Genomic DNA, 25,061 nt, shown 5'->3' with positions numbered 1-25,061 from the left:
AATTTAAAAATTAATGATTTTTAGAACTCTGTTTTTTCTTAAATAGTCTTGGATATAATTTCGCGTGTTCTTGCTGTTTGGCATTGGTACCAAAATGTTTTTGAGAATTTCTGGATTGTTAATCTGATAATTTAGATCGTAAAAAGCATATCCTTTATAAACTCCATTTTCTATTAAAATGGCGCTGTGTTCTGCGGTTTTTCTACCTCTATCTATGATAATCATGTTTTTGTTGTCAAAAAGATTTTTGTCGATAAAAACCTGAACTCTGGAATTGTATTCTTCGTATGTGATTTTTTTGGAACATGCGCCGTCACATTGATAGTTTCCGTTTAGGGAACAAGCTGTTTTGGAATCCAAAAGCCCTGTTAGTTTTGGGCAAAGCTGATAGCTGGTTGTAATGCGATTAAGCGCTCCTTTTGCTTCTTGCTGGCTTGGAAAAGCAGTTATTTCTTTTTTGCGTCCATCAGCTTTTTGAAGTTTTAAGTTTAAATATCCGTCGCTGTCTTTTTCAGCGTATATTGCCCAATTTAAAGTTTTTTTGCGTGCCATTCTATTATAAATGGGACTGATTTTTTTTACTTCTTCCGATACTTTTAGTAAAGCAATCAATTCACTTCCAGTTTCTTCAAAAGTTACTGTGAATACTTCAGATTGGATTTTTTTGGCACTACTGGTAATTCCCGTAAAATGCTGATTGACTCTTTTTTTGATGTTTCTGCTCTGACCAATATATATAATTTTGCCATCTTCTCTGTGAATGTAATAAATCCCAGTTTTAGAAGGAAGACTTTCTATGATGTCAACTAATTTAGGAGAAACGCCTTTAATAACTTCAAACTTGATGAGTTCTTTAGTGATGGTTTTTTCTAAATCTTTGTCTAGAAGCATTTGGAACAATTTGACTGTAGCCATTGCGTCGCCACTAGCTCTATGTCTGTCTGCCATTGGGATTCCTAGTGCTCTTACTAGTTTTCCTAAACTGTGTGAAGGTTGTTCTGGTAATAAACGTTGCGATAATTCGACAGTGCAAAGTGTTTTTATATTGAAATCATATCCTAAGCGGCGAAATTCGGTACGCAGAATTCGATAATCAAAAGAGGCATTGTGAGCTACAAGTACACAGTCATTTGTAATTTCGATAATTCGTTTGGCTACTTCATAAAACTTTGGTGCAGAACGAAGCATTTCATTATTTATTCCCGTAAGTTTAACAACAAACGGTTGAATAGGAATTTCTGGATTGATTAAACTGATGAATTGGTCTACGATTTCATGCCCATCATATTTGTAGATAGCAATTTCCGTAATTCCTTCTTCGTTGAATTGTCCTCCTGTGGTTTCTATGTCGAGTATTGCGTACAAATTCAGTAATCAGTTTACAGTTTTTTTAGTTTATAGTTTTAGAATCTTTTTTATCTTCCTCCAAAGATACTACTTCCAATTCGAACCATTGTGCTTCCGCATGAAATTGCTAGTTGATAATCGCCAGACATTCCCATTGAAATAATCTGTAAATCCACATTTGTTGTAGTAGAGACGGACTGCAGTCCGTCTCTACGATGTCCGTCTCTACGATGTAATTTGTCAAAAATCGATTTCAAATGTGTAAATTCCTTTTTGATTTGGTTTTGATTTTCGGTGAATGTCGCCATTCCCATTAAACCTACAATTCTAACATTTTTCATTTCCTGAAAAATAGGAGAGGTTAGGAGTGTTGACAATTCTTCTTCGTCAAGTCCAAATTTTGATTCTTCTTCGGCTATGTATATTTGAAGCAAACAATCAATTGTACGATTGTTTTTCTTGGCTTGTTTGTTTATTTCCTCTAATAATTTGAGGCTATCCACACCATGAATCAAACTCACGAAAGGTGCCATATATTTGACTTTGTTGGTTTGTACATGACCAATCATGTGCCATTGGATATCTTTGGGCATTTGTTCCCATTTATCGACCATTTCCTGAATTTTGTTTTCGCCAAAAATGCGTTGACCAGCATTGTATGCTTCCATTAAATCTGAAACAGGTTTGGTTTTTGAAACTGCTACCAAAGTAACATGTTCAGGAAGCGATGATTTTATATTGAGCAGATTTTGTTGAATAGACATGAGTTTAAGATTAAAATTTAAACAAATTGTTTAGAAATCTTTTCAGTTTTTTTACTTTCGCTATAATCATAAAATCCTTCTCCAGATTTTACTCCTAATTTCCCCGCTCTTACCATATTTACTAATAAAGGGCAAGGAGCATATTTTGGATTTTTAAAACCGTCATACATTACATTTAAGATAGCCAGACAAACATCAAGACCAATGAAATCGGCTAGTTGCAAAGGGCCCATTGGGTGTCCCATTCCAAGTTTCATTACAGTATCAATTTCATAAACGCCAGCTACTTTATTGTATAACGTTTCTATGGCTTCGTTTATCATTGGCATCAAAATTCTATTAGCCACAAAACCAGGATAGTCATTTACTTCTACAGGAGTTTTTCCCAGTTTTTCGGATAATTTCATGATGATGTTGGTTACTTCATCACTCGTGTTGTAACCTCGAATGATTTCTACCAATTTCATAATTGGTACTGGATTCATAAAATGCATCCCAATAACACGTTCTGGATGTGCTACAACTGCTCCAATTTGAGTAATCGAAATGGAAGAAGTGTTTGTTGCTAAAATTGTATTATGAGAACAATATTCGTTTAATTGCTTGAAAATATTGAGTTTCAATTCTACATTTTCGGTAGCTGCTTCGACAACCAGATCAGCCCCTACAACACCGTCTTTGATATCGGTGTACGTGATAATATTGCTAATGGTTTTTATTTTATCTTCATTGGTTATTGTCCCTTTTGAAACCATTCTGTCCAAATTGGCAAATATGGTTGCCATTCCTTTATCTAATGATTTTTCGGAGACATCAATTAACTTTACAGTAAAACCACTTTGGGCAAAAGTATGTGCAATTCCGTTGCCCATTGTTCCTGCACCGATTACAGCGATAATTTTCATTCTTTTATTTTTGTTTAAAATTAAAAAGTTTAAGGTTTAAAGTTACACTGCTACCTTAAACCTTAAACTTTAAACTAAATTTTGAGTTATTTTTTAAAGCAATCAATAATTTGGTAAGCAACTCTCAAAGCTTCAGTGGCTTGTTCCAAAGTAACTACTGGAGTTGTATCATTATTAATCGCATCTGCAAATGTTTCTAATTCATCTAGAATCGCATTATTTTGTTGCACATCTGGATTCGAAAAATAGATTTGTCGTTTTACGCCTTCCGCATTTTGCAAAATCATATCAAAATCACCAGGAACTTCTGGAGCATCTTTCATTTTTACAACTTCACATCTTTTTTCAAGAAAATCTACAGAGATATAAGCGTCTTTCTGGAAGAATCTTGATTTGCGCATATTTTTTAATGAAATTCGGCTGGCGGTTAAATTTGCTACACAACCATTTTCAAATTCAATTCTGGCATTTGCAATATCGGGAGTGTCACTTATTACAGAAACTCCACTAGCACTGATGTGTTTTACTTTTGATTGAACCACACTCAAAATGGCATCGATATCATGTATCATTAAATCTAAAACCACGGGAACATCTGTACCACGAGGATTAAACTCAGCTAAACGGTGAGTTTCGATAAACATTGGATTTTCAATAGTGTTTTTGACAGCGATGAAAGCTGGATTGAATCTTTCGACATGACCAACTTGGCCTTTTACATTGAATTCTTTGGCTAAAGCAATGATTTCTTCAGCTTCTTCAATCGTATTCGAAATGGGTTTTTCAATAAAAACGTGTTTGCCAGATTTGATGGCTACTTTGGCACATTTATAATGAGAAAGAGTAGGTGTGACAATGTCAATAACATCCACAGCATGAATTAATGTTGCGATAGTATTAAAATGTTTATAACCAAATTCTTTGCTTATTTTTTCAGCATTTTCCAGATTTTGATCATAAAAACCAACTAATTCATATTTTTCGGATTGTTGTAGTAAACGCAAATGTATTTTTCCAAGATGCCCGGCACCTAAAACTCCAATTTTTAGCATAATAATGATGTTTCCACAAAAATAGTAATAAAATAAGAATTTCCAATTTATAAAATTCTAAATTGTCCGCTAATTTATTATTATAACGAAGACATTTTTGACTTTTATTTTGAATAAGAAATTGATTTAGTTTTCTATTTTTGCTTTATAATAAAATCATATATTTTGAAAGATACAGCCAAGCATCAAGGACTTCGTAATCAATTAGTAAATGTCTTAAAACAAAAGGGAATTACTAACAAAAACGTTCTGGAAGCTATTAAAAAAATTCCCCGACATCTGTTTTTAAATTCCAGTTTTGAAGATTATGCTTATCAGGATAAGGCTTTTCCGATAGCGGCAGGTCAGACTATTTCCCAACCTTATACAGTAGCTTTTCAATCTCAATTATTAGAAGTAGAAAAAGGGCATAAAGTATTAGAAATTGGAACAGGTTCAGGGTATCAAACCGCTGTTTTGTGTTTGATGGGAGCACAGGTTTTTTCGATTGAAAGGCAAAATGAATTATTCAAAAAAACATCTGCTTTATTGCCAAAATTAGGGATTAGACCAAAACATCTTTCGTTTGGTGATGGGTATAAAGGATTACCTAATTATGCACCTTTTGATAGTATTATTGTAACCGCCGGAGCTCCGATCATTCCTCAGCCATTAATGGCTCAATTAAAAATTGGCGGTAGACTCGTTATTCCATTGGGTGAAGATGTTCAAATTATGACGAGGCTAATTCGCATCAATGAAACACAATTTGAAAAACATGAATTTGGAGAGTTCCGTTTTGTTCCTTTATTAGAGGACAAAAATTAAAAAAAAGCTACTTAGTTATAAATGTAAAAAGGCATTAAGATTCGTGAAAATCTTAATGCCTTTTTACATTTTATATATTAAATTATTCCGGAATTTGTTGGCTCAAGCAATGTAAAGTTCCAAATCCCCATATAAAATCGGTAGCGCTAATTCCGATAATTTCTCTGTCTGGAAAACATTCTGCCAAGATATTTAAGGCTGTACGGTCGTTTGCATCATTGAATGTGGGAACTAAAACGCAGTTATTTAGAATTAAGAAATTAGCATAACTGGCTGGTAAACGCAAACCTTCAAAGTCAAGACGTTTTGGCATAGGAAGGGTTACAATTACTGGAGATTTACCGTTTTCAAGTTTTGCATTTTGTAACCTTTTTAGGTTGTCTTGCAAAGGTTTGTAATTACTGTCATTTGGATCCAATTCAATTATAGTAACGATGGTATCTTCGTTTACAAATCGGCATAAATCATCGATGTGTCCGTGGGTGTCATCACCTTCAATTCCGTCACCTAGCCAAATAACATTCGTAACTCCTAAATATTCTTTGAAAACAGCTTCGTAATCTTCTTTGGTGAAATTTTTATTTCGAACCTGAATAGTTGGATGCATTAAACATTCCTCAGAAGTTAATAAAGTTCCTCGGCCATTAACATCAATTGCACCGCCTTCAACAATAACAGGCTTCCCTTTGTATATCACCTGAGTAACTGGGATATTTAGAAATTCACCAACTTTATTAGGAACATGTTTATCTAAATTGATGTTTTTATATTTTGCCCAACCATTGAAATTGAAATTCAATGCTTCTCTTTCTGTTCCATTTTTTACAATAATTGGACCAGAATCACGCATCCAACTGCGATTGGTTTTATGGATAATGTATGAGACATTACTCAATTTTACATGAGCTGTTTCCAGCATTTCGTTTACTTTATTCTTTTGATTTTCATCAGCAACTACCAAGAAAACTTGCTCGTAAGTGGCAACTTTTTTGATGAATTCGACAAATGCCCATTGTACCGCTTCATATTTTCCAGGCCAATCTTTCCCATTATGCGGAAAACACAATAAAATTCCCTGTTGTTTTTCCCACTCGGCAGGAAATCGTCTTGTAGATGTTGTCATAAAATAAATGCTTATTGAAATGGCGGCAAAGATAAGTAAAACATGGGGATTTATGAAAAAGGAATTGTAGAGGAGTTAGAGATAAACCCTATTACAATTAAATAACGGTTTTTGATTTTTATAATAGCCAATAAAAAAATATTGTCGATTTGTGAAAATAATGCGGTTTTAGCTAATGATATATTGAAAAAATAAATTTTTTGTGGGAATTATATAAAGGAATCGGGTTTAATTAGAAAGTAGTTATACTATGTTCTATATAATTTTACAAAACTATAAAACAAAACATAAAATAATTTTAACAAAACTTTTTATAATGAAAAAACAACTTTCTATCGCATCTATTTTATTATTGTCGTTAGCGGCAAATGCGCAGGATACGACAGCATCAACACAAACTGTGGTTGATAATATTGATAACAACAATTTTAATAAATGGTCAATTGAATTTAATGGAGGTTTGAACAAACCAACCAAAACATTAACAGAAGGATATTCTACTTCGACACTTAATCCATTTCACGGAGATGTAGGGGTAAGATACATGTTTAGTCCTAAGTTTGGTTTGAAACTTGATTACGGATATGATAAGTTTCAAGAACGTGAAGATACTCCGGAATTTGAAAGCACTTATATGAGAGCAGATTTACAGGCTGTTATTAATCTTGGAAGAGCTTTAAATTTTGAGACTTGGACTAATACAATTGGTTTTTTAGTACATGGTGGATTGGGTGTTTCTCAATTAACATCTAAAAATGGTTTTGAAGGAACTGACTATATGTCTAATGGAATCTTAGGTCTTACTGGACAAGTTAAATTAAGTGATCGTGTTGCATTAACTGCGGATCTAACAGGAATCATTAATGGTCAACAACAAAACAACTTTGATGGTATGAGCCAAACCACTACAACATCATTTGATGGTTTAGTATTGAACACATCTGTCGGTTTGACTTTTTATTTGGGTAAAAACGCAAAACATGCTGACTGGGTTGGTGAAAACGATAAATATGATAACTTAGAAAAAAGAGTTAGTTTGATCGAAACCGGCCTTTTGGATAGTGACAAAGATGGTGTTGCTGATATGTATGATTTAGAGCCAAATTCTATCACTGGTGTTGCTGTAAACACAAAAGGACAATCTATTGATACCAATCAAAATGGTGTTCCAGATGAATTAGAAAGCTATTTGGAAAAAACTTATGGACAAAATGGTAAAGGAGTGTCTAATAGCACAGTCGAAGAATTGATCAATGGTGGATACGTAAATGTTTACTTTGACTTTAATTCATCAAAACCAACAACCAATTCTTTAGCTGGTGTGGATTTCTTAGTTAAATATTTGAAAAATAATCCATCTAAAAATGCTGATATAATTGGTTATGCTGATGAAGTTGGAAGTTCAAGCTATAACCAATCATTATCTCAAAAAAGAGCAGAAGCGGTTAAAAATATTGCTATCAGCGCAGGAATTGATGCTTCAAGATTGAATGTAATTGGTAACGGTGAAGATGCTTCAGTGAATAAAAATTCGAAAGAAGCTCGTCAAATTGTAAGAAGAGTTACTTTTCAGGTTAAATAAACCTTCTATATAAATGTGAAAAGCCGTTTCAAAATATTTTGAAACGGCTTTTTTTATGGATAAAATTGAATTAATCAATAGCTCTTTTGGTAATATCACCAAAAGCATCAACTCTTCGGTCTCTAAAGAAAGGCCAATTTTGACGAACATTTTCCTGTAAATCCAAGTCTACTTCAGCAATTAGTATTTCTTCTTTGTCATGGGAGGCTTGCGCCAAAATTTCTCCTTGAGGTCCTGCTATAAAAGATGATCCCCAAAATTGAATTCCAGCTGTTCCTTCAATATATTGTTCTAATCCAATTCGGTTAGCAGCGGCAACATAGACGCCATTTGCAACAGCGTGACCTTTCATAACATTCATCCAGGCTCCGTGTTGGTTTTCACCATATTGTTCTTTTTCTAATGGATGCCATCCAATTGCTGTTGGATAAAATAATACATCAGCACCTTGTAAAGCGGTTAATCTGGCAGCTTCTGGATACCATTGATCCCAACAAATTAATGTTCCGATTTTTCCTTTTTGAGTAGGGAAGGCTTTGAAACCTAAGTCTCCAGGTGTGAAATAGAATTTTTCATAGAAATGTGGATCGTCCGGAATGTGCATTTTTCTATATAAACCAGCTTCTGAGCCATCAGTATCGATGATGTAAGCGCTGTTGTGATATATTCCAGCCATTCTTTTTTCGAAGAAAGGAACAATAATTACCACTCCTAATTCTTTTGCCAATTCACTAAAAGCAATAAACGAAGTGCTATATAATGGTTCTGCTAAAGCAAAATTATCTACATCTTCACTTTGACAAAAATAATGACTGCTATATAATTCTGGTAACGAAATCACTTCGGCATCTTGACTTGCTGCATCACGAACCCAACTCAAACACTTTTTAAGGTTGTTTTCGGCAACATCGTTTAGATTTAATTGGACAACTGCTATTTTGTATTTTTTCTTTGACATGGTAAAAAAATTAGAGTGCAAAAATAGTTATTTTTTTATGAAGAGTTGCAATCTTCAGAAATGGAAATCTTGTGATTAACTCTTAAATATTATTTAGCTAACGAGTAGGGTGAAATTATTTTTTACCACATAGAGACATAGAATTTAGAAAGATTTTGATAGGCGTTTTACTTTTTACATAGTAATCTATGTTAAAAATAGGCTTATTTCTATTTATTCTTACAATGATTTGCTATTAAATCTATGTGTCTATGTGGTTAATTTTCATTTTGGAGAATTACACCAACAAGTTATTTAGCCATTATTTTTTTCCTATGTTCAAAACCCCAGTCAGCAATTACGTTAATCACATCTTTTAGTGTTGACCCATATTCGGTGATTTGATATTCTACAGTTATGGGTTGCGTATTTAAAACCGTTCTGGTAATGAGTAAGTTTGCTTCCAGTTCTTTTAAATCCCGGCTTAACATTCTGCCGGAGATCCCTTTAACTTCATTCAGAATATCAGTATAGCGCATTTTTCTGAAGCAAAGGCAGGCAATAATGGATACTTTCCATTTACCATTTAGAATATCCATTACATCGTGAATAGCCATAACAGTGTTAGTACATTCTTTTTTTACTGTACTAGTGCATTCCTCCTTAGTTGGCATAGTTAATATCATGATATGTTATTTAGTTACTGTTATGTTACTATTACTTTTGGATATAAAGTTACAAAAAGTAACTAGGATTGTTTAATTTTGAGTAAATTAAAAAAAGAAATACTATGAAATTGATAGACGCTTTGAACTGGCGATATGCCACCAAAAAAATGAATGGTCAAAAAGTACCACAGGAAAAATTGGATTATATTCTAGAGGCAATAAGACTATCGCCGTCATCGTCGGGATTGCAGCCGTATGAAATAATTGTCATCACTAATCAGGATTTATTAGAAAAAATTAAAGCTATTGGTTGGAATCAAAGTCAAATTACAGACTGTTCTCATTTATTGGTTTTTGCTGCCTGGGACGGTTATTCACTAGAAAAAATCACTAAAGTTTTTGACAGAACGCTGGCTGAAAGAGGACTTCCTGCTAATACAATGGATGATTATAAAAAAACACTTTGGGGATTGTATGAACCACTACCAGCAGAATGGCATGCAAATCATGCGGCACGTCAGGCTTATATAGCATTGGGTGTAGCATTGGTAGCAGCTGCTGAGCAACAAGTAGATGCCACTCCAATGGAAGGTTTTATTCCTGAAGAATTGGATAAAATTTTAGGTTTAAAAGAAAAAGGTTTGAAGAGCGCAGTTATTTTGCCACTTGGTTATAGAGATGAGGCTAATGACTGGTTAGTTAATATGAAAAAAGTAAGAACGCCTAAGGAAAAATTTGTTTCAGAAATTAAGTAATTAGGTTTTTTATAATACATTTTTTAAAGTCTCCATTTTCGTTGAAGATGGAGATTTTTTGAATCATTTCTACTGAAAAACTGAATTTCTAAAATAGCCCCGATGGAAGTGGAAATCCTTTTGTAGAGATGGGTTTAAAACCCGTCTCTACAAAAGATTGTAGCGGACAGCGGGACTACTGTTGATGAAATAATTAAAAGTTGTGCTCCAAATAAGCGCAATAATACTGTTGAAAGAGTCTAAAGCGAGTAATGTTAATTGCTACTTTTGTGCAAAATAAAAAGGAATATGAAAACTCCAATACCAATATCTTTATTAGAATTAGCGATAATAACCGAAGGGAGCAATGCTGCCGAAACAATGCAAAAAACCAAAGAACTGGCACAACTTGCCGATGGTTTGGGATATAAACGATTGTGGTTGGCTGAGCATCACAATATGGCGCATGTTGCGAGTACTGCAACGGTGGTTTTGATAGGATATGTTGCGAGTTTGACAAAAAATATCAGGGTAGGATCGGGGGGAATTATGCTTCCGAATCATTCGCCATTGATTATTGCTGAACAATTTGGAACTTTGGCAACTTTATATCCTGGCCGAATTGATCTTGGGTTGGGAAGAGCACCAGGAACTGATTCTCTGACGGCACAAGCAATACGAAAAGATTTTTTTGAGGAATCACAACGATTTCCGAAAAATGTGTCTGCTTTGCAAAAGTATTTTTCGGAGGAAAATGCGACATCTAGTGTTCGAGCTTTTCCGGCGGAAGGTACGAATGTGCCAATATGGATTTTGGGATCAAGTATGGATAGCGCAACATTGGCAGCTTCTTATGGTTTGCCTTATGCTTTTGCTGGACATTTTGCACCACGACAAATGTTACAGGCTTTTGAATTTTATCGTGATAATTTTCAGCCATCAAAATATTTAAGCGAGCCCAAAACTATGGCTTGCGTCAATGCAATAGCAGCTGATACAGATTCTGAAGCCGAAATTCTGTCCACGAGTTTGTATCAAATGTTTCAGAATTTGGTTCAGAATACAAGAAAACCGTTGCAGCCACCAGTAGAATCTTTGACAAATCTTATGAATGATATGAGTGAAGAAGCTCGTTTTCATGTCAATCAAATGACGGCTGGTTCATTTGTAGGCAGCAAGGAAACATTAGTAAAAGAATTAAAAGAATTTATCCAATATTCTCGCATCGATGAATTGATGATTAATAGTCCGATTTATGATCATCAGGATAAACTAAAAAGTTTACGGTTATTGAAAGAGGTTGTCGATGCTATATAATCAGCTGACTTATTTCAAATAAAAATGCCTTCAAAAAGTCAATCTTTTTGAAGGCATTTTAGATTATACATCAGTTTTTAGTTTACAACTTTAAGACTAAAAGTCCCTATTGTAGCTCCCCAAATTCTCAACCACAATAAAACAATTGCCTCTGTACCTCTGGAACCCACAATATCGCCTAGATCAAGAATCGTTTCTTCGAGCCATCCAATTTCTTTAAGCAGATTTTTTACTTTGTCTTTGGCTTCTTCATCATTACCACATATAAAATTGGTGTGATCTCCGTTTTGTAGCATTGATGGTGATATCATAAGTGTATTCCACATGGTATTTAGTGTTTTTACGACTTTGGTATCTGGAAAATTTTTCTGTATTTCTTCTCCCAAAGAATTGGTGTTGCAAAGTTCAGGAATTAAGCTTAATGGTGCTCCATTGCGAGTATTGACAGGGATGCTAATATCAATAAGGATTTTATTTCTAATTCCTTTTTCGGCTGATTTTAGTGCTTCTATTGCAAATTCACCTTTGATACAATTAAAAACTATTTCTCCAAAAAAAGCAGCTTCTTCAAAGGTTCCGTTGGTGGCTTTCGTGTCAAATTTATTTACAAATTTAATTGCTTTTTCATTTGTTTTGCTTCTGGAGCCAATCATTACTTCATGGCCAAGTTCTATCAATTTTGAAGCTATTGTTGTCCCAACTGCTCCTGTTCCTAAAACTGCTATTTTCATCTTTTTTTATTTTAGATTTAAATAATTATAAAATTAAAAATAAAGTAAATACACAAAAAAATAAATACTTGATGCTCCTAAAAAAATTTACTTTTCAATTTAGCCTCTCGATCTGAGATTAACAAATATTATTTCTTGATATTAACTATATCGTTATATTTATACATAAATTATACCATTTTTAATTTTAAATACTAAATATTGTTATAATTTTAAATATCTATAAGGTTTGAATGCTTAGTTTTTAATGTAAGTAAATGATTTTAAGTTAATTATTAATTCTTAATTTTACAAGAACTGATAATTGGAAGCAGAAAATAATCAAAAAAAATAATCCTATGCAATTTAAAAAACTATTTCGATATGTTCTGATGATCGTTGTTGTAAGCACAACTTTTGTTTCCTGTAATAATGATGATTATAAAACTGGAGCCGATGATGTTGCCGATACTGTAGAGGATGGTACTTGGAAAGTTGGATTTTTTTATGAATCTGGTTTGGCCCAAACTGAGGATTATGGAGGTTATAATTTTACTTTTACAAACAATACCGTTCTAACTGCTACAAAGGATACAAATACTAATACAGGTGCATGGTCTGTAGCCAAAAGTACTAGTGATGCTGATATCTCGGGTACTCTTTTTATGATTCTATTTGCGTCCCCAGATTTAATTAAATTGTCTGGGAATTGGAAAGTTATTGAAAATACAGGAACTTCTTTAAAACTGAAAGACAACAGTAAAGGCGATACCGATGAACGATTACTTTATTTTGAAAAAAATTAAAGGAGAAAATCGAATTTATTCCGTTTTTAATATCAAATTATTTCTTTCGAAATAGCTTCTTGAAAAGGTTTACTATTCCCAAAACTACAAAGCCTATTATTATTCCAAAACTAAATTCTTTTATTATAGCAGGCCATTCGGGAAATAAATGATGTAGAAAATCTATTTTGTGAGCAAAAATACCACCAGCTACAAGAAGAAGGGCAATCGTACCTATAACCGATAAACTTTTGATGACTTTTGGCAAGGCTTGTACCAATAAGTTTCCGATCGCTTTTAATATGCTGCGCTCTTTTGTGCTATTTTTTATCAGTAAATATCCAAATTCATCCATTCTTACAATTACCGCAACAATACCATAAACACCTACAGTAGCTACTACTGCAATTATAGATACGACGATAATTTGAGACAATAATGGTTTTTCGATTACGGTCCCCAGGGCAATAATTACAATTTCTACCGATAAAATAAAATCGGTTACAATGGCTGATTTTATTTTGCCTTTTTCGGCAGCCAGGATTTCTTCTTCTGTATATTCTGTGACTACAGTTTCGGTTACATGATGCTTGCGGTGAAATAGAAACTCATAGATTTTTTCGGCTCCCTCGTAAGCCAAATAAAGTCCGCCAAATATCAGCACGACTATTACTGCAATTGGGAAAAATGCACTTAACAAAAATGCTATCGGCAAAATTATTAATTTATTAAGAAGCGAACCTTTGCCAATAGCCCATAAAACCGGTAGTTCTCTTGATGATACAAATCCAGAAGCCTTTTCTGCATTTACAGCGAGATCATCCCCTAAAATACCTGCTGTTTTTTTTGCTGCTATTTTACTCATTACAGCAACGTCATCCATAATTGCTGCGATATCATCTAATAATACAAAAAAGCCTGATGCCATTATATTTGTTTTTATAAACTACGATAGTACCATTTATCAGAATATCTAATACGAAGTTTTTGATTGTTTACTGCTGCGAATCTACTAATTTATGATTAAATATTTATGATTTTAAATAATCGTAATCTGACTTTTATTTAAAAAAAAAACACCAGCCATCTGACTAGTGTGTTTTTTCAACCTCAATTTATATTTTTATTTATTTTTTTTGAAAAAATTATTGAAAACGGCGGTACCAACTGCTATAATATCATCTGAATGTTTGGAAACAGCATTTCCAATAGCAAATTGAAGTAAGGTTGCAAAGATTCTTTTTATTCCACCGCTTTTTTTATCTACCAAAAAACTTCTAGAAATAAATCCAGTAGCCAATCCCATAACATTACCAACAATATCCTCTTTGATTTCTGGTGAGTTAGTAACTTCGTGAACTAGTCTTTTAATGAAATTAAGAGGTTTTATACTTTCATAAGCAACATGAAATTGTTCTTTCAACAAAAGCAAATCGTTGTCATGCTGTTGTTCTAGAAATACTATTAATTCATTTAATGAATCTGTTTCGTTTGGTTTTTTCATAGGAAGCAATATTTAATTCTGATAGAATATTGTAAAATTTTGCATGATGATTTATTCTGTTATTCTGTTTGTTTTCATCATATGTTTAATTATGGAATTACTCACAGGATATTTGAGCCATTGTTCTTTAAAAATGCGAAGAAAAATCGCTATTAACATATAAAAAGCACCAATTATAAAGAATCCATAAAATGTATCTCCAAGCAGTTTACCTATCCATAAAGCAAAACCAATACTAATAATTATGATTGACAATACAACTGTCATACTAACAACAATTAACGAAAACAGTGATGAAACCATTTCAGCTGACTTGTCGATAGCTTTTAGCTTTGCCAATTTTATACTTGTTTTGGTATAATCTTCTGCACGCTCAAATAGTGTTGCTATTGGTGTTGTATCGTCAATCATAATATACTTTGTTATTATTAGTAATTTGTTGCTGGTTTGTTGATGTCGGCTTTAATATCATTTTTCGCTTCATCAAATTTTGCTTTTCCGTTTTGGGCGATGTCCTCAGCATCTTTTTTTACAGCTTGAAATTTTTCTTTCAAAGAATCTGCAATACCGCTGTATTTTGATTTTAGGTCTTCTGCATAATCAGTTCCTCTGTCAAGAATTTGTTGACGAGTTACTGAACCTTTTTCAGGTGCAAATAAAATTCCTAAAATTCCTCCTATGGCAAGTCCTGCCACTGTTCCTAAAACTACTTTACCTGTGCTCATGATATTTAATTTTGAATGTTAATGATTATTTTACATAAATTTTTTAACTGCATTGTCCTAAAAGCAACCATATAATTATAAAAACTAATATTGTACCAAAGCAGCCTCCGCCTAATTTTTTGGCTCCATAGCCAGCTAAAAGTCCTCTAAATATATTATTCATAGTTTTTTCTTTTTTATGATTATTTTTAAGTCAATTTGTTGCCTTATTGCAACGTTGTAAAGTTCTATTAGTTTGATTAAAATTCTTTTATATTACTTTTTAATAAAGTTACAAAATTTACATATCAAATAACTTGTTTTACTGCTTAAATAACTGTTTTATAATGATTTATGTTTGATTTAATGAATGTTTTGTAATTAAAAGTCATAAAATACTATTAATAATAAACAAGAATTTTAAAACAAAAAACCCCGTTTTAAATTAGCTTAAAACGAGGTCAATTATTATTTTATAAATATGTTTAAATACTTTCTATTACATTTTCTAATAATCTTCTGGATTTTGGGGCGGCTTCAAGACGGTTAAAATCGTTTTCTGAGGCATAACCAACCGCGAGTGCAAATAGTGGTTTGTATGTCGTCATATTAAGAATGCTTATGTATTTATCAATTTCAATTCCTTCCATTGGAGTTGAATCTAAACCTAATGCAGCGCTGGCCGTCAAACCGACTCCCAAGGCAATATATAGTTGTTTTGAAAACCAAACTTTCAAATCGGCAGCCGACATGCTCTCTTTAATCTGGTTGTACCAATCTACTCTGGCTTGGGGTAATTCAGTTTCGACTACTTTCTGAAAAGCATCCAGATCATCTGCTACGCTAAAAACGATCAATAGTTTTGCCTGATTTACTTTCTCTTTATTATGCATTGAAACGGCAGCTAATTGAGCTTTGACTTCAGGATTTTGTACAAATGTGAATTTCCAAGGCTGTATATTTATTGAAGAAGGAGTGAGACGTAAAATTTCTTTTAATTCTTCTATTTTTTGTTGCGGTATCTCTTTATCGGCGTTGTATTGCTTTGCTGTGTATCTGTTTTTTATCAATTCTAAAATATTCATAGTTGTGGTTTTTAGATGTTTTTAAAGGTATAATCTCTACAAAGTTATGCTAATAATAAATGTATACAATTTGATTAATCTGATAATGAACAGCATTTTTATGAATTTTATTTTAAAATAGAGAGTTAGAACTTTTAAGTTTAGTTATAAACAAAAAAAAAACACCAGTTAAACCGGTGTTTTTATCTATTATATTCTGTGATTGTAGTTATCTTATATCGAACGAATTTTGATTGCGAACTTGAATTGCTTCTTCAGCATGGGTGTTGAAATCATTAGTCTCAGGTGAATTTATATCTGTAATCCATTTTAAATATTCTATTAAAAAAAATATAGCATTATAAAATAAATCATAGATAGAGGCAAATGCTTCAATAACCAAATCGTAAATAGTAGCAAAAAAATCAATTAAGAAGTCTATTAGTGATGTTTTTTTATTATCCATGTTGTGAGATTTAGTAGGTAAGTATTTTGATTTTGAATCCAAAAGTAATATTTTAACTTCAAATTTGTAATCTAAATTTAGGTAAAATTTATTTAAATACCGACAAAAAACCTTTTTTTTATATTTATATAAGATAAATCTTATTTTTAATAAATTATAAAATAAAAAAAACACCAGTCTTTCGACCAGTGTTTAAATAAATTAAAACTTTTATAATAATTAGTTAACCAACTCACTTTGATTTCTGAAAACTAATTCTCCATCAAAAGAATCTAATAAAATAATGCTCTCAGGATGTATTTTTCCGCCTAGTATTTCTTTAGAAAGCTGGTTAAGCACCTCTCTTTGAATCACACGTTTTACAGGTCTCGCACCAAACTGAGGATCATAACCTTTTTCAGAAAGGTATTGTATAGCCTCGGGAGTAGCGTCCATAACGATACCTTGTTGCTCTAACATTTTGATGACGCTTTTCAACTGTAAACCTACAATTTGAGCTATGTTTTCACTAGTAAGCGGTGTAAACATTACGATTTCATCAATACGATTGATAAACTCAGGACGTACTGTCTGTTTCAACAATCCAAGTACTTCAACTTTGGCAAGTTCGGTAGCAGCTTCGACACTTCCTTTTAAATTCTCGAATTTATCTTGAATAATCTGGCTTCCCATATTAGAAGTCATGATGATAATCGTGTTTTTAAAATCAGCCAAACGTCCTTTGTTATCAGTTAAACGTCCTTCGTCCAATACCTGTAACAAAATGTTGAAAGTATCTGGATGTGCTTTTTCGATCTCATCTAGCAAAATCACCGAATATGGTTTTCTACGAACAGCTTCAGTTAATTGTCCACCTTCGTCATAACCAACGTATCCTGGAGGTGCTCCCACCAAACGGCTTACACTGTGACGTTCCTGATATTCACTCATATCAATTCGGGTCATTGCATTTTCATCGTCAAACAGATATTCTGCCAAAGCTTTTGCCAGCTCGGTTTTACCAACACCTGTAGTTCCTAAGAATAGAAAAGTTCCTACTGGTTTTTTCATATCTTGCAACCCTGCGCGACTACGACGTACAGCATCACTTACCGCTTCAATAGCTTCGCGCTGACCTACTACACGTTTACGTAATTCTTCTTCCAGATGCAATAACTTTTCGCGCTCGCCTTGTAGCATTTTCATTAACGGAATTCCAGTCCATTTGGCAACAACTTCAGCAATATCTTCACGGGTTACTTCTTCTTTAATCAATGATTGACCAGACTGATTTTCTTGTAATTGTCTGGTAAATTCAGCCAATCGCTCTTGTGCTTCTTTAATTTTTCCATAACGTATTTCGGCAACTTTACCATAATCACCATCACGTTCAGCTCGTTCAGCTTCATATTTGAAATCTTCAATTTCGGTTTTAACCATTTGAATATTATCAACAACTTCTTTTTCAGATTTCCATTTGGTATAAATTTCGTTTCTGTCTTCTTTCAGATTGGCTAATTCCAAACCTAATACTTTCAGTTTGCTTTCGTCTTTTTCACGTTTGATAGCTTCAATTTCGATTTCCAACTGCATTATTTTTCGATCCAAAACGTCTAATTCCTCTGGTTTGGAGTTAATTTCCATACGCAGTTTAGATGCAGCTTCGTCTATCAAGTCAATAGCTTTATCAGGAAGGAAACGATTGGTGATGTAACGTTGTGAAAGCGTTACAGCAGCAATAATAGCATCATCTTTAATTTGTACTTTATGATGTGTTTCATACTTTTCTTTGATTCCACGAAGGATAGAAATAGCGCTCTCTGTATCAGGTTCTTCGATCATAATTTTTTGAAAACGACGTTCCAGAGCTTTGTCTTTTTCGAAATATTTTTGATATTCGTCCAAAGTAGTTGCCCCAATAGCTCTCAATTCTCCACGAGCCAAAGCTGGTTTTAGGATATTAGCAGCATCCATCGCACCTTCGCCACCACCAGCACCAACCAGCGTATGAATTTCGTCTATAAATAATACGATATCACCTTCGGCAGCAGTAACTTCCTTAACAACTGATTTTAATCTTTCTTCAAACTCTCCCTTATATTTGGCACCTGCAATTAAGGCTCCCATATCGAGTGAAAAAACGATTTTATCTTTCAGGTTTTCAGGTACGTCTCCGTCTACAATTCGGTGTGCTAATCCTTCGGCAATAGCGGTTTTACCAACACCTGGTTCGCCGACCAACATCGGGTTATTTTTAGTTCTTCGAGTTAGGATTTGCAATACGCGTCGAATCTCTTCGTCACGACCAATTACAGGGTCAAGTTTGCCCGTTTTGGCCAATTCGTTGAGGTTTTTTGCGTATTTGTTCAAAGAGTTATAAGTATCTTCGGCAGATGCTGAGGTCACTCTCTCTCCTTTACGCAATTCTTCAATTGCCGCTTTTAACCCTTTTCCAGTTACTCCTTGATCTTTTAAAATTTGAGATACTTTACTTTTAGAATCAAATATTGCCAGAATCAAATGCTCAATCGAAACGTATTCATCGTTCATTTTTTTAGCAATAATTTCGGCTTCGTTCAAAGCGGTGTTTGCTGTTCTTGAAAGTTGAATTTCGCCACCAGATACTTTTGGGAAACTCTGTATAGTTGCGTCCAATATTTGTTGGAACAACGGTACATTGACGTTGAGTTTTTTCAAAAGGAACGGAGCTACATTCTCATCTACTTCAAAAATAGCTTTGAAAATATGTTCATTTTCTATTTGTTGTTGCCCCAGACTCTGAACCAATTGCTGTGAATGCTGAATAGCTTCCTGCGATTTAATAGTGAATTTATTAATGTTCATGATTTAAGGTTTTTATGTTTTTATATGGTTTAATGACTAACTTTGCATGATAAGTATCAAATCGTATTCCACTATAAATTTACAGACAATTTGACGTTTAAACAATGATTTTTATAAGTTTATAATGACAAAAAGACATAAAATAAGACAAAATGAGTATATTTTCTAATATTTTCGGAAGTTCAGAAAAGGAGGAGACATCCAATACCAAAGTAAATTGGATTCCATTAACTTTTTTAGGGCAATTAGATGAAATCGTGGCCTTTTCGAATCAAAATCCAATTGTAATTTTCAAACATAGCACGCGTTGTAGCATTAGTCGTTTTGCTTTAAAACAGTTTGAAAGAGAATTTGATTTTGGAGTAGATGCTTATTTTTTGGATTTAATAGAGTATAGAGATATCTCAAATGAAATTGCCGATCGTTTCAGTGTGCAGCATCAATCGCCACAATTATTATTGATTAAAGATGGGAAAGCAATTTACCATGTTTCTCACAGTGATATAGATGCAAAGGAATTAACCGAGAGATTATAAATTTTATTTTTCATAAGTTAACTATTAACTTACAAAGCTGCAGGAGACGCAAAGTATAAAATATATTTTACTTTGCTTCTCCTGCGGCTTTTGCGTGATATTGATTGAGTAAATCTAAAATTCTCCAGAAGAGCCACCACCACTAAATCCGCCATCTCCGAACTCCATTGGGGAATCTTCAACTTTAGCTTCAGATTTAAGTCCAAATTGTGAAGCGCTTACAAGAACCTGCAGATTAGCAAAAGCATTTGGATCAGTAAAACGGTCAGTTTTAAAAGTAAGTCCAGTTTCTTTGTACTTTAACTTTTTTATTGAAAAATAAGTAAATGCAAATACAACTAGTCCACCAATAGTTAAAGCTACTTCTGGTGGTAAAACATGATGATACATTCGAAAAGTAAAAATGCTAAAACATAGAGCCAGAAAACCAATCCAAAGCATCATTCGGTCTTTATTTTTCAGAGAATAGAAAAGATAAAATAAAGGAATTATTATAGTAAATGCCCAAAAGAGAAAAGAAAAAGGAATTTCAGGACTTAGCCCATTATAATAATATTCTGTAGAAAGAGAAAAGTTTAATTCTCGTACTACATAATAATTTCCAGCGAGATAAAATAGGATGAGACAGAAACCCTGTATCAATTTTAATCCTTTATGATAATAGGGTAGTGTTAGATTTTTTAGTCTTTTTTCAACAATGAAATAACTAATACCAGAAAGAAACATCATTACAAAAGGTAATATGGTTTTTCCAATTATAAGGTAATCAAATACAAAATAGCCAATACTTCCTGTAATTCCTACACAAGCAAATAATGCTAAATAGCGATTGAGATATCGTAAATAAGCAATACTAGATGTAATTGCCATAACAATAATAACCACCAAATAGTTGGGGCTATAGTTTTGTTCAAACGATAAGCCAACGGCAATTAATAATGATAAAATTCCACCCAAAATAAACGCATCATCTAATCCAAAACCAAAATAATTCATTTTTTGAGACATAACCTCTTTGGCTCCAAAACCTATAATGGCAAAAAAATAGATTAAATAATAATATTGATTGTTAAGCCCATCAATTGCTAAAAGAGATAAAAATCCGCAAATTGAGGAATAAAGAAAGCAGCCTAGTACAAAAAAAGCCAATCCGAATAAAGATATTATTTTGGCTTTTAAGTTTTGGCACTTGATAGCTGAATGCTTTGTATTGTTCTTGACTGATAAAACCCGATTGTTTCAATCGATTAGCTTCTTCATCAAGATAAGTATTGTCCAAAAGAGTTTTATCGTATGCTATCATCGGAAGTTTTTTTGTTAAAATGTTTGATTAGTTTTATAAAGCCAATAATGATAAGAACAAAATAGAAAGGAGTTGTAAAAATAAATACGCTGAAAATATCTTCTAAACCCAAGGAATCAATAAATCTTACAAAAAATATATTCATCCCAATAAAACCATATAATACGGTGAAAATGAACAAGGAAATAGATTTAATTTGAAAGCTTAAATTATAAAAATAATACGCTGCAATTCCTAAAACGATACCAAAAGGAAACCAATAATCATCACATAAATTAACCATGCAAGCAATACCAATTAAATGCAGTGAAAAAGTAAGATAAACCAAATTAAAGTGTTTTTTTAAATTGATTTTGCTCGCATACAAAGTCCAGAGTAATAGAGCTAAACCAAAAGCTAGACCAATATAACTTAAGGCGTGATTATAAAACATTTCATTTTCAAAATAATGTTTTGGATCTACAGAAAGTCCCAAATACGCTGCCATTCCGGTAATTCCAATGGATAAAACACTTTTGTTGTCAAAATAATAAGCACAAAAAAGACTGATAATTGTGGGAACCAAAATTGCCAACCCATACTGTGTTCCAAAAGTCTGATATTGAAATTGCAAATAACCCACAAAAGTACAGCTCAGAATTACAGCAGTAAGTACCAAATAATCATAAAGCGGATTGGGAAATGCAACTTCTTCTTTTTTAAAACCTTCATGATTTTTAAAACAAAAATAGAAACAGATTACAGTTACTACAAGCAACAATCCAAGAATTGCCACATGACCAATAGTGTCAATATTTTGATAAATTAGAATTCCAATTCCGGATGTAAACATCAAAATCGAAATATATAAAAGGAATTTTAATTCGTTATGAACTGAAAACAAATTCAGACTTTTATATGCCTGAATGGTTTGCAATTGTTCTTTCGTAATTGTATTTTGCTCAAATAACTTTTGTGTTGCTTGCTCTTCGAAATTCACCATATTTTTACATTTAAATGCTATCGTAAAATTATCAAAATTTTATTACTAATTTGTAATTAATAAAGAGTATATTAATTAGTTATAAGTCTAATTTTAGGTAATTTTTTTATAGTTCATTCGATTCGTTTAAAAAAATGCCAAACTTTTAAACCAAAATTGCATTCACCAAACCAATGCTGTAAATTGCCAAATTCTAAAATTCACAAGATGAAAGATTTAAAAAAATATTCAAATAAAACCAAAGCGGCTTTTATTCTGTTAATTGTTATGGTCATTATTTTGCTAAATAATTTCAACACTTTACAAGATTCTAAAAAGAGAAATGAAAACATCAATGCGATTTTCAATGATCGATTGGTTGTCGAGCAATATATCTTTAAGTACGCAAACGAGCTTCATTTTATAAAAGCCAACGCTATCCAAATAGACTTAAATGATTCTCAAAAAAGTGAAAATATCACAAAGGCATTAAATAAAATTAAAAGCATCAATACACTATATTTGAAAACAGTTTTAACAGCTAATGAAGAACAATTTTTTAAATCATTTTTATCGTCTTGCGCTGCAATAAACAAGCAAACGCAAAATAAAAATTGGAACCAAATTGGAAATTCCAGCAACGAGGCAATTGAAACACTCGTAAAGTTATCAAATCTTCAGATCAAAGAAGCAAAATTGAAAGTAGATCATTCCAATGCTTTACATAATGGACTCACAAGTTTGGGCGAGCTCGAAATCGCTTTGTTGGTCATTTTATCTGGAATCACGACCTATTTATTGATGGCAAAGAAAATCAAAGTCAAAATCCCCGAAGCTCCAAGTCTTAATTAATTTTTTGAAGCAGAAGCATCAGGAATTTTTAGAAACATCAGTCCTGCTCTACGCTACAATCTTGTGGGCTGAACCCCAGCCCACAAGGATTTTCACTTCGATCAGGGCTAGAGAAGAAATATAGTACTTCTTTCAAATTTTTTTTAAACAAAAAAAAAGATATTAAGATCATTCCAAATCCTAATATCTTTTTTAGTTTATATTTTATGAAGAACTTTACTTAATAAGCACTTTTCATTTTTTCCTTAATTTCTGCCAAACAAAGGTTGTTTATACTTCCTTCATGAGTGTGCTTGGTTTCTTTAGGCGATTGATAATTGCCAGCTTCTAATTGCTCAGCAACTGCTTTATATGCGTCTCTAAAAGGCATTCCGGCAACAACCATTTCGTTCAGAGTATCAACAGTAAACAAATAATCATATTTTTTATCGTTCAAAATTCCTTCTTTAACGGTAATATCTTTGATAGAGAAAATTGCAATATCCAAACAAGCTTTTAAGTTTTGAATCGCAGGAAACAAACCTTCTTTCAACAATTGAAAATCTCTATGATAACCACTTGGCAAATTATTTGTGATCAAAGTGATTTCATATGGTAAAGCCTGAATCTTGTTGCATTTTCCACGAATCAATTCAAAAACATCTGGATTTTTCTTGTGAGGCATAATGCTCGAACCTGTTGTAAGATGAGAAGGCAGACCAATAAAATCAAAATTCTGACTCATATACAAACACACATCCATTGAGAACTTAGCCAAAGTCGCTGCAACACTACTCATCGCAAAAGCAACCGTTTTTTCTGACTTTCCGCGACTCATTTGCGCTGCAACTGAATTGTATTTTAAAGTTTCAAAACCTAATTCTTGTGTTGTAAAAGTTCTGTTGATAGGGAAGGAGCTACCATAACCCGCAGCCGAACCAAGTGGATTTTGATCTACGATTTTCAATGCCGCATTCAACATTGTGACATCGTCAATCAAAGTTTCAGCATATGCAGAAAACCACATTCCGAAAGATGAAGGCATCGCTATTTGCAAATGTGTATATCCAGGTAAAAGTATATTTTGGTACTTCTCTGCTGATTCCATCATTAAATCAAAAAGCGTTTTAACTTGCTCTTTCAATTCAGTAACAGCATCTTTCAGATATAAATTGACGTCAACCAAAACTTGATCGTTACGAGAACGAGCAGTGTGGATTTTCTTTCCGGCATCGCCTAATTTTACAGTCAATAGATATTCAATTTTGGAGTGAACATCTTCAAAACTATCTTCAATTTCGAATTTACCTTTTTCTATATCGGCGATAATATCTTCTAACGCCAAAACCAAAGAATCGGTTTCATCTACAGTCAAAAGTCCAATTTGTGCCAACATTTTGGCATGAGCGATAGAACCTAAAGCATCATATTTGGCCAAAATCAAATCTAATTCACGGTCATTTCCAACAGTGAAATGTTCTATTTGTTTATCTGTTGGTATTCCTTTTTCCCAAAGTTTCATATTTTTATATTTTGTTTTGCAGAGTTTCTAAGAGATCCGCAAAGATTTTATTTTTTATAAATTGACTTATTTTATCGTAAATTTTCTTTTGTACCTTTTTTTAAGCAACGAAAGATAAAGCAAATTGTTTCGCAGCTCCGCTTTCTGTTGATTAGCTTCTAAAAAAATCGGTCAATATTTTGATGTATAATTCAATTCCTTCTTCAATTTCGTTGATAAATATAAATTCGTCAGCGGAGTGTGACCGCAGGCTTTCTCCTGGTCCTAATTTTAACGATTGACAACTCAAAACCGACTGATCCGAAAGGGTAGGAGAGCCATAAGTGGTTCTTCCCAGAGCGATTCCGGCCTGTACCAATCCGTGTGAAACGGGAATTGAGGACGAATTTAAATGCATCGATCGAGGAGTAACTTCCGCAGCAACATGCGCTCTTACGGTTTCTAAAATTTCGGTATTATTGTAGCGGTCTGTTACTCGAATATCAACAACCAAATGACATTCGGCAGGAACGACATTGTGTTGTTTTCCAGCATTAATCTGAGTTACGGTCATTTTTACAGGACCTAAAACTTCTGATATTTTTTCGAATTGATAGGTTTTGAACCAGTCAATTAC

The 25,061-nt window shown here is 33.0% G+C and carries 26 protein-coding genes; 7 read left to right on the top strand and 19 right to left on the bottom strand.

The window, feature by feature from the left end; all coding sequences use genetic code 11:
* Positions 1-3: 3 nt before the first annotated feature.
* The 4 genes from VLC96_RS07335 to VLC96_RS07320 all read right to left on the bottom strand — a co-directional run bounded on the left by VLC96_RS07335 (position 4) and on the right by VLC96_RS07320 (position 4,068).
* Complete coding sequence (locus VLC96_RS07335; RefSeq protein ID WP_325261758.1) at positions 4-1,365, bottom strand: exonuclease domain-containing protein; 1,362 nt, start codon at positions 1,363-1,365, stop codon at positions 4-6.
* 50 nt (positions 1,366-1,415) lie between these two features.
* On the bottom strand, positions 1,416-2,111 hold the full coding sequence (locus VLC96_RS07330; protein WP_325261757.1) for a YggS family pyridoxal phosphate-dependent enzyme: 696 nt from the start codon (positions 2,109-2,111) through the stop codon (positions 1,416-1,418).
* 17 nt (positions 2,112-2,128) lie between these two features.
* Positions 2,129-3,016, bottom strand: a complete 888-nt coding sequence (locus tag VLC96_RS07325; protein ID WP_325261755.1) for a 3-hydroxyacyl-CoA dehydrogenase family protein — start codon at positions 3,014-3,016, stop codon at positions 2,129-2,131.
* Between the two features lie 86 nt (positions 3,017-3,102).
* Positions 3,103-4,068 carry a Gfo/Idh/MocA family protein gene (locus VLC96_RS07320; protein WP_325261753.1) on the bottom strand — a complete coding sequence of 322 codons (966 nt, stop codon included), beginning with the start codon at positions 4,066-4,068 and terminating at the stop codon, positions 3,103-3,105.
* Between the two features lie 165 nt (positions 4,069-4,233).
* Between VLC96_RS07320 and VLC96_RS07315 the strand changes: the two genes are divergently transcribed.
* Positions 4,234-4,875, top strand: coding sequence for a protein-L-isoaspartate(D-aspartate) O-methyltransferase (locus tag VLC96_RS07315; RefSeq protein ID WP_325261752.1), 642 nt, complete (start codon positions 4,234-4,236; stop codon positions 4,873-4,875).
* 82 nt (positions 4,876-4,957) lie between these two features.
* Here the strand turns inward: VLC96_RS07315 and VLC96_RS07310 are convergent, their stop codons facing one another.
* On the bottom strand, positions 4,958-5,998 hold the full coding sequence (locus VLC96_RS07310) for an agmatine deiminase family protein (protein ID WP_325261751.1): 1,041 nt from the start codon (positions 5,996-5,998) through the stop codon (positions 4,958-4,960).
* Between the two features lie 316 nt (positions 5,999-6,314).
* Between VLC96_RS07310 and VLC96_RS07305 the strand changes: the two genes are divergently transcribed.
* The gene (locus VLC96_RS07305; RefSeq protein ID WP_325261750.1) at positions 6,315-7,580 is read left to right on the top strand and encodes an OmpA family protein; all 1,266 of its coding nucleotides are present in this window, start codon (positions 6,315-6,317) and stop codon (positions 7,578-7,580) included.
* A gap of 70 nt (positions 7,581-7,650) precedes the next feature.
* On the opposite strand, the gene VLC96_RS07300 is transcribed toward VLC96_RS07305, so the two are convergent.
* Positions 7,651-8,538, bottom strand: coding sequence for a carbon-nitrogen hydrolase (locus VLC96_RS07300; protein ID WP_325261748.1), 888 nt, complete (start codon positions 8,536-8,538; stop codon positions 7,651-7,653).
* A gap of 290 nt (positions 8,539-8,828) precedes the next feature.
* Positions 8,829-9,203, bottom strand: coding sequence for a winged helix-turn-helix transcriptional regulator (locus VLC96_RS07295; protein ID WP_414655565.1), 375 nt, complete (start codon positions 9,201-9,203; stop codon positions 8,829-8,831).
* Between the two features lie 104 nt (positions 9,204-9,307).
* Here VLC96_RS07295 and VLC96_RS07290 point away from each other — a divergent pair, with 104 nt between their 5' ends.
* Together VLC96_RS07290 and VLC96_RS07285 are read left to right on the top strand one after the other, a co-directional pair.
* Positions 9,308-9,940 carry an NAD(P)H-dependent oxidoreductase gene (locus tag VLC96_RS07290; protein WP_325261746.1) on the top strand — a complete coding sequence of 211 codons (633 nt, stop codon included), beginning with the start codon at positions 9,308-9,310 and terminating at the stop codon, positions 9,938-9,940.
* 288 nt (positions 9,941-10,228) lie between these two features.
* Entirely contained in the window at positions 10,229-11,236 is a 1,008-nt protein-coding gene (locus tag VLC96_RS07285) for an LLM class flavin-dependent oxidoreductase (protein WP_325261744.1), read from the top strand.
* Between the two features lie 77 nt (positions 11,237-11,313).
* Here the strand turns inward: VLC96_RS07285 and VLC96_RS07280 are convergent, their stop codons facing one another.
* Positions 11,314-11,967 (bottom strand): NADPH-dependent F420 reductase, encoded by a 654-nt coding sequence (locus VLC96_RS07280; RefSeq protein ID WP_325261743.1) that lies wholly within the window; start codon positions 11,965-11,967, stop codon positions 11,314-11,316.
* Positions 11,968-12,305: 338 nt separating this feature from the next.
* Between VLC96_RS07280 and VLC96_RS07275 the strand changes: the two genes are divergently transcribed.
* On the top strand, positions 12,306-12,752 hold the full coding sequence (locus VLC96_RS07275; RefSeq protein ID WP_325261741.1) for a hypothetical protein: 447 nt from the start codon (positions 12,306-12,308) through the stop codon (positions 12,750-12,752).
* A 37-nt stretch (positions 12,753-12,789) separates the two neighbouring features.
* Here the strand turns inward: VLC96_RS07275 and VLC96_RS07270 are convergent, their stop codons facing one another.
* From VLC96_RS07270 to clpB, 7 genes are all read right to left on the bottom strand, one after another.
* Complete coding sequence (locus tag VLC96_RS07270; protein WP_325261740.1) at positions 12,790-13,659, bottom strand: DUF808 domain-containing protein; 870 nt, start codon at positions 13,657-13,659, stop codon at positions 12,790-12,792.
* A gap of 195 nt (positions 13,660-13,854) precedes the next feature.
* Entirely contained in the window at positions 13,855-14,235 is a 381-nt protein-coding gene (locus VLC96_RS07265; protein ID WP_325261738.1) for a hypothetical protein, read from the bottom strand.
* A gap of 51 nt (positions 14,236-14,286) precedes the next feature.
* Positions 14,287-14,646, bottom strand: coding sequence for a hypothetical protein (locus tag VLC96_RS07260; RefSeq protein ID WP_325261737.1), 360 nt, complete (start codon positions 14,644-14,646; stop codon positions 14,287-14,289).
* Positions 14,647-14,663: 17 nt separating this feature from the next.
* Positions 14,664-14,960: a YtxH domain-containing protein gene (locus tag VLC96_RS07255; protein ID WP_325261736.1), complete on the bottom strand. Its 297-nt coding sequence runs from the start codon at positions 14,958-14,960 to the stop codon at positions 14,664-14,666.
* A gap of 464 nt (positions 14,961-15,424) precedes the next feature.
* The gene (locus VLC96_RS07250) at positions 15,425-16,024 is read right to left on the bottom strand and encodes a nitroreductase family protein (protein ID WP_325261734.1); all 600 of its coding nucleotides are present in this window, start codon (positions 16,022-16,024) and stop codon (positions 15,425-15,427) included.
* Between the two features lie 208 nt (positions 16,025-16,232).
* Positions 16,233-16,469 carry a hypothetical protein gene (locus VLC96_RS07245; RefSeq protein WP_325261733.1) on the bottom strand — a complete coding sequence of 79 codons (237 nt, stop codon included), beginning with the start codon at positions 16,467-16,469 and terminating at the stop codon, positions 16,233-16,235.
* A gap of 219 nt (positions 16,470-16,688) precedes the next feature.
* Entirely contained in the window at positions 16,689-19,292 is a 2,604-nt protein-coding gene (gene clpB / locus VLC96_RS07240; RefSeq protein WP_325261732.1) for an ATP-dependent chaperone ClpB, read from the bottom strand.
* A gap of 152 nt (positions 19,293-19,444) precedes the next feature.
* Here clpB and ytxJ point away from each other — a divergent pair, with 152 nt between their 5' ends.
* On the top strand, positions 19,445-19,828 hold the full coding sequence (ytxJ, locus tag VLC96_RS07235; protein WP_325261730.1) for a bacillithiol system redox-active protein YtxJ: 384 nt from the start codon (positions 19,445-19,447) through the stop codon (positions 19,826-19,828).
* Positions 19,829-19,942: 114 nt separating this feature from the next.
* Here ytxJ and VLC96_RS07230 read toward each other — a convergent pair whose 3' ends face one another.
* On the bottom strand, positions 19,943-20,977 hold the full coding sequence (locus VLC96_RS07230; RefSeq protein ID WP_325261728.1) for a hypothetical protein: 1,035 nt from the start codon (positions 20,975-20,977) through the stop codon (positions 19,943-19,945).
* Positions 20,978-21,114: 137 nt separating this feature from the next.
* On the bottom strand, positions 21,115-22,113 hold the full coding sequence (locus VLC96_RS07225) for a DUF2157 domain-containing protein (RefSeq protein WP_325261726.1): 999 nt from the start codon (positions 22,111-22,113) through the stop codon (positions 21,115-21,117).
* Between the two features lie 207 nt (positions 22,114-22,320).
* On the opposite strand from VLC96_RS07225, the gene VLC96_RS07220 reads away from it, so the two are divergent.
* On the top strand, positions 22,321-22,944 hold the full coding sequence (locus VLC96_RS07220; protein ID WP_325261724.1) for an MCP four helix bundle domain-containing protein: 624 nt from the start codon (positions 22,321-22,323) through the stop codon (positions 22,942-22,944).
* A 220-nt stretch (positions 22,945-23,164) separates the two neighbouring features.
* Here the strand turns inward: VLC96_RS07220 and argH are convergent, their stop codons facing one another.
* A complete protein-coding gene (argH, locus tag VLC96_RS07215) occupies positions 23,165-24,445 on the bottom strand; it encodes an argininosuccinate lyase (protein ID WP_325261722.1) in 1,281 nt (426 codons plus the stop codon).
* A 151-nt stretch (positions 24,446-24,596) separates the two neighbouring features.
* A partial coding sequence (locus VLC96_RS07210; protein ID WP_325261720.1) for a peptidase dimerization domain-containing protein occupies positions 24,597-25,061 on the bottom strand: 465 nt, incomplete at its 5' end.

Origin of the sequence: Flavobacterium sp., from assembly GCF_035456085.1 — a bacterium.
Classification (GTDB): Bacteria; Bacteroidota; Bacteroidia; order Flavobacteriales; family Flavobacteriaceae; genus Flavobacterium.
This window is presented reverse-complemented; position numbering and strand designations above follow the sequence as displayed.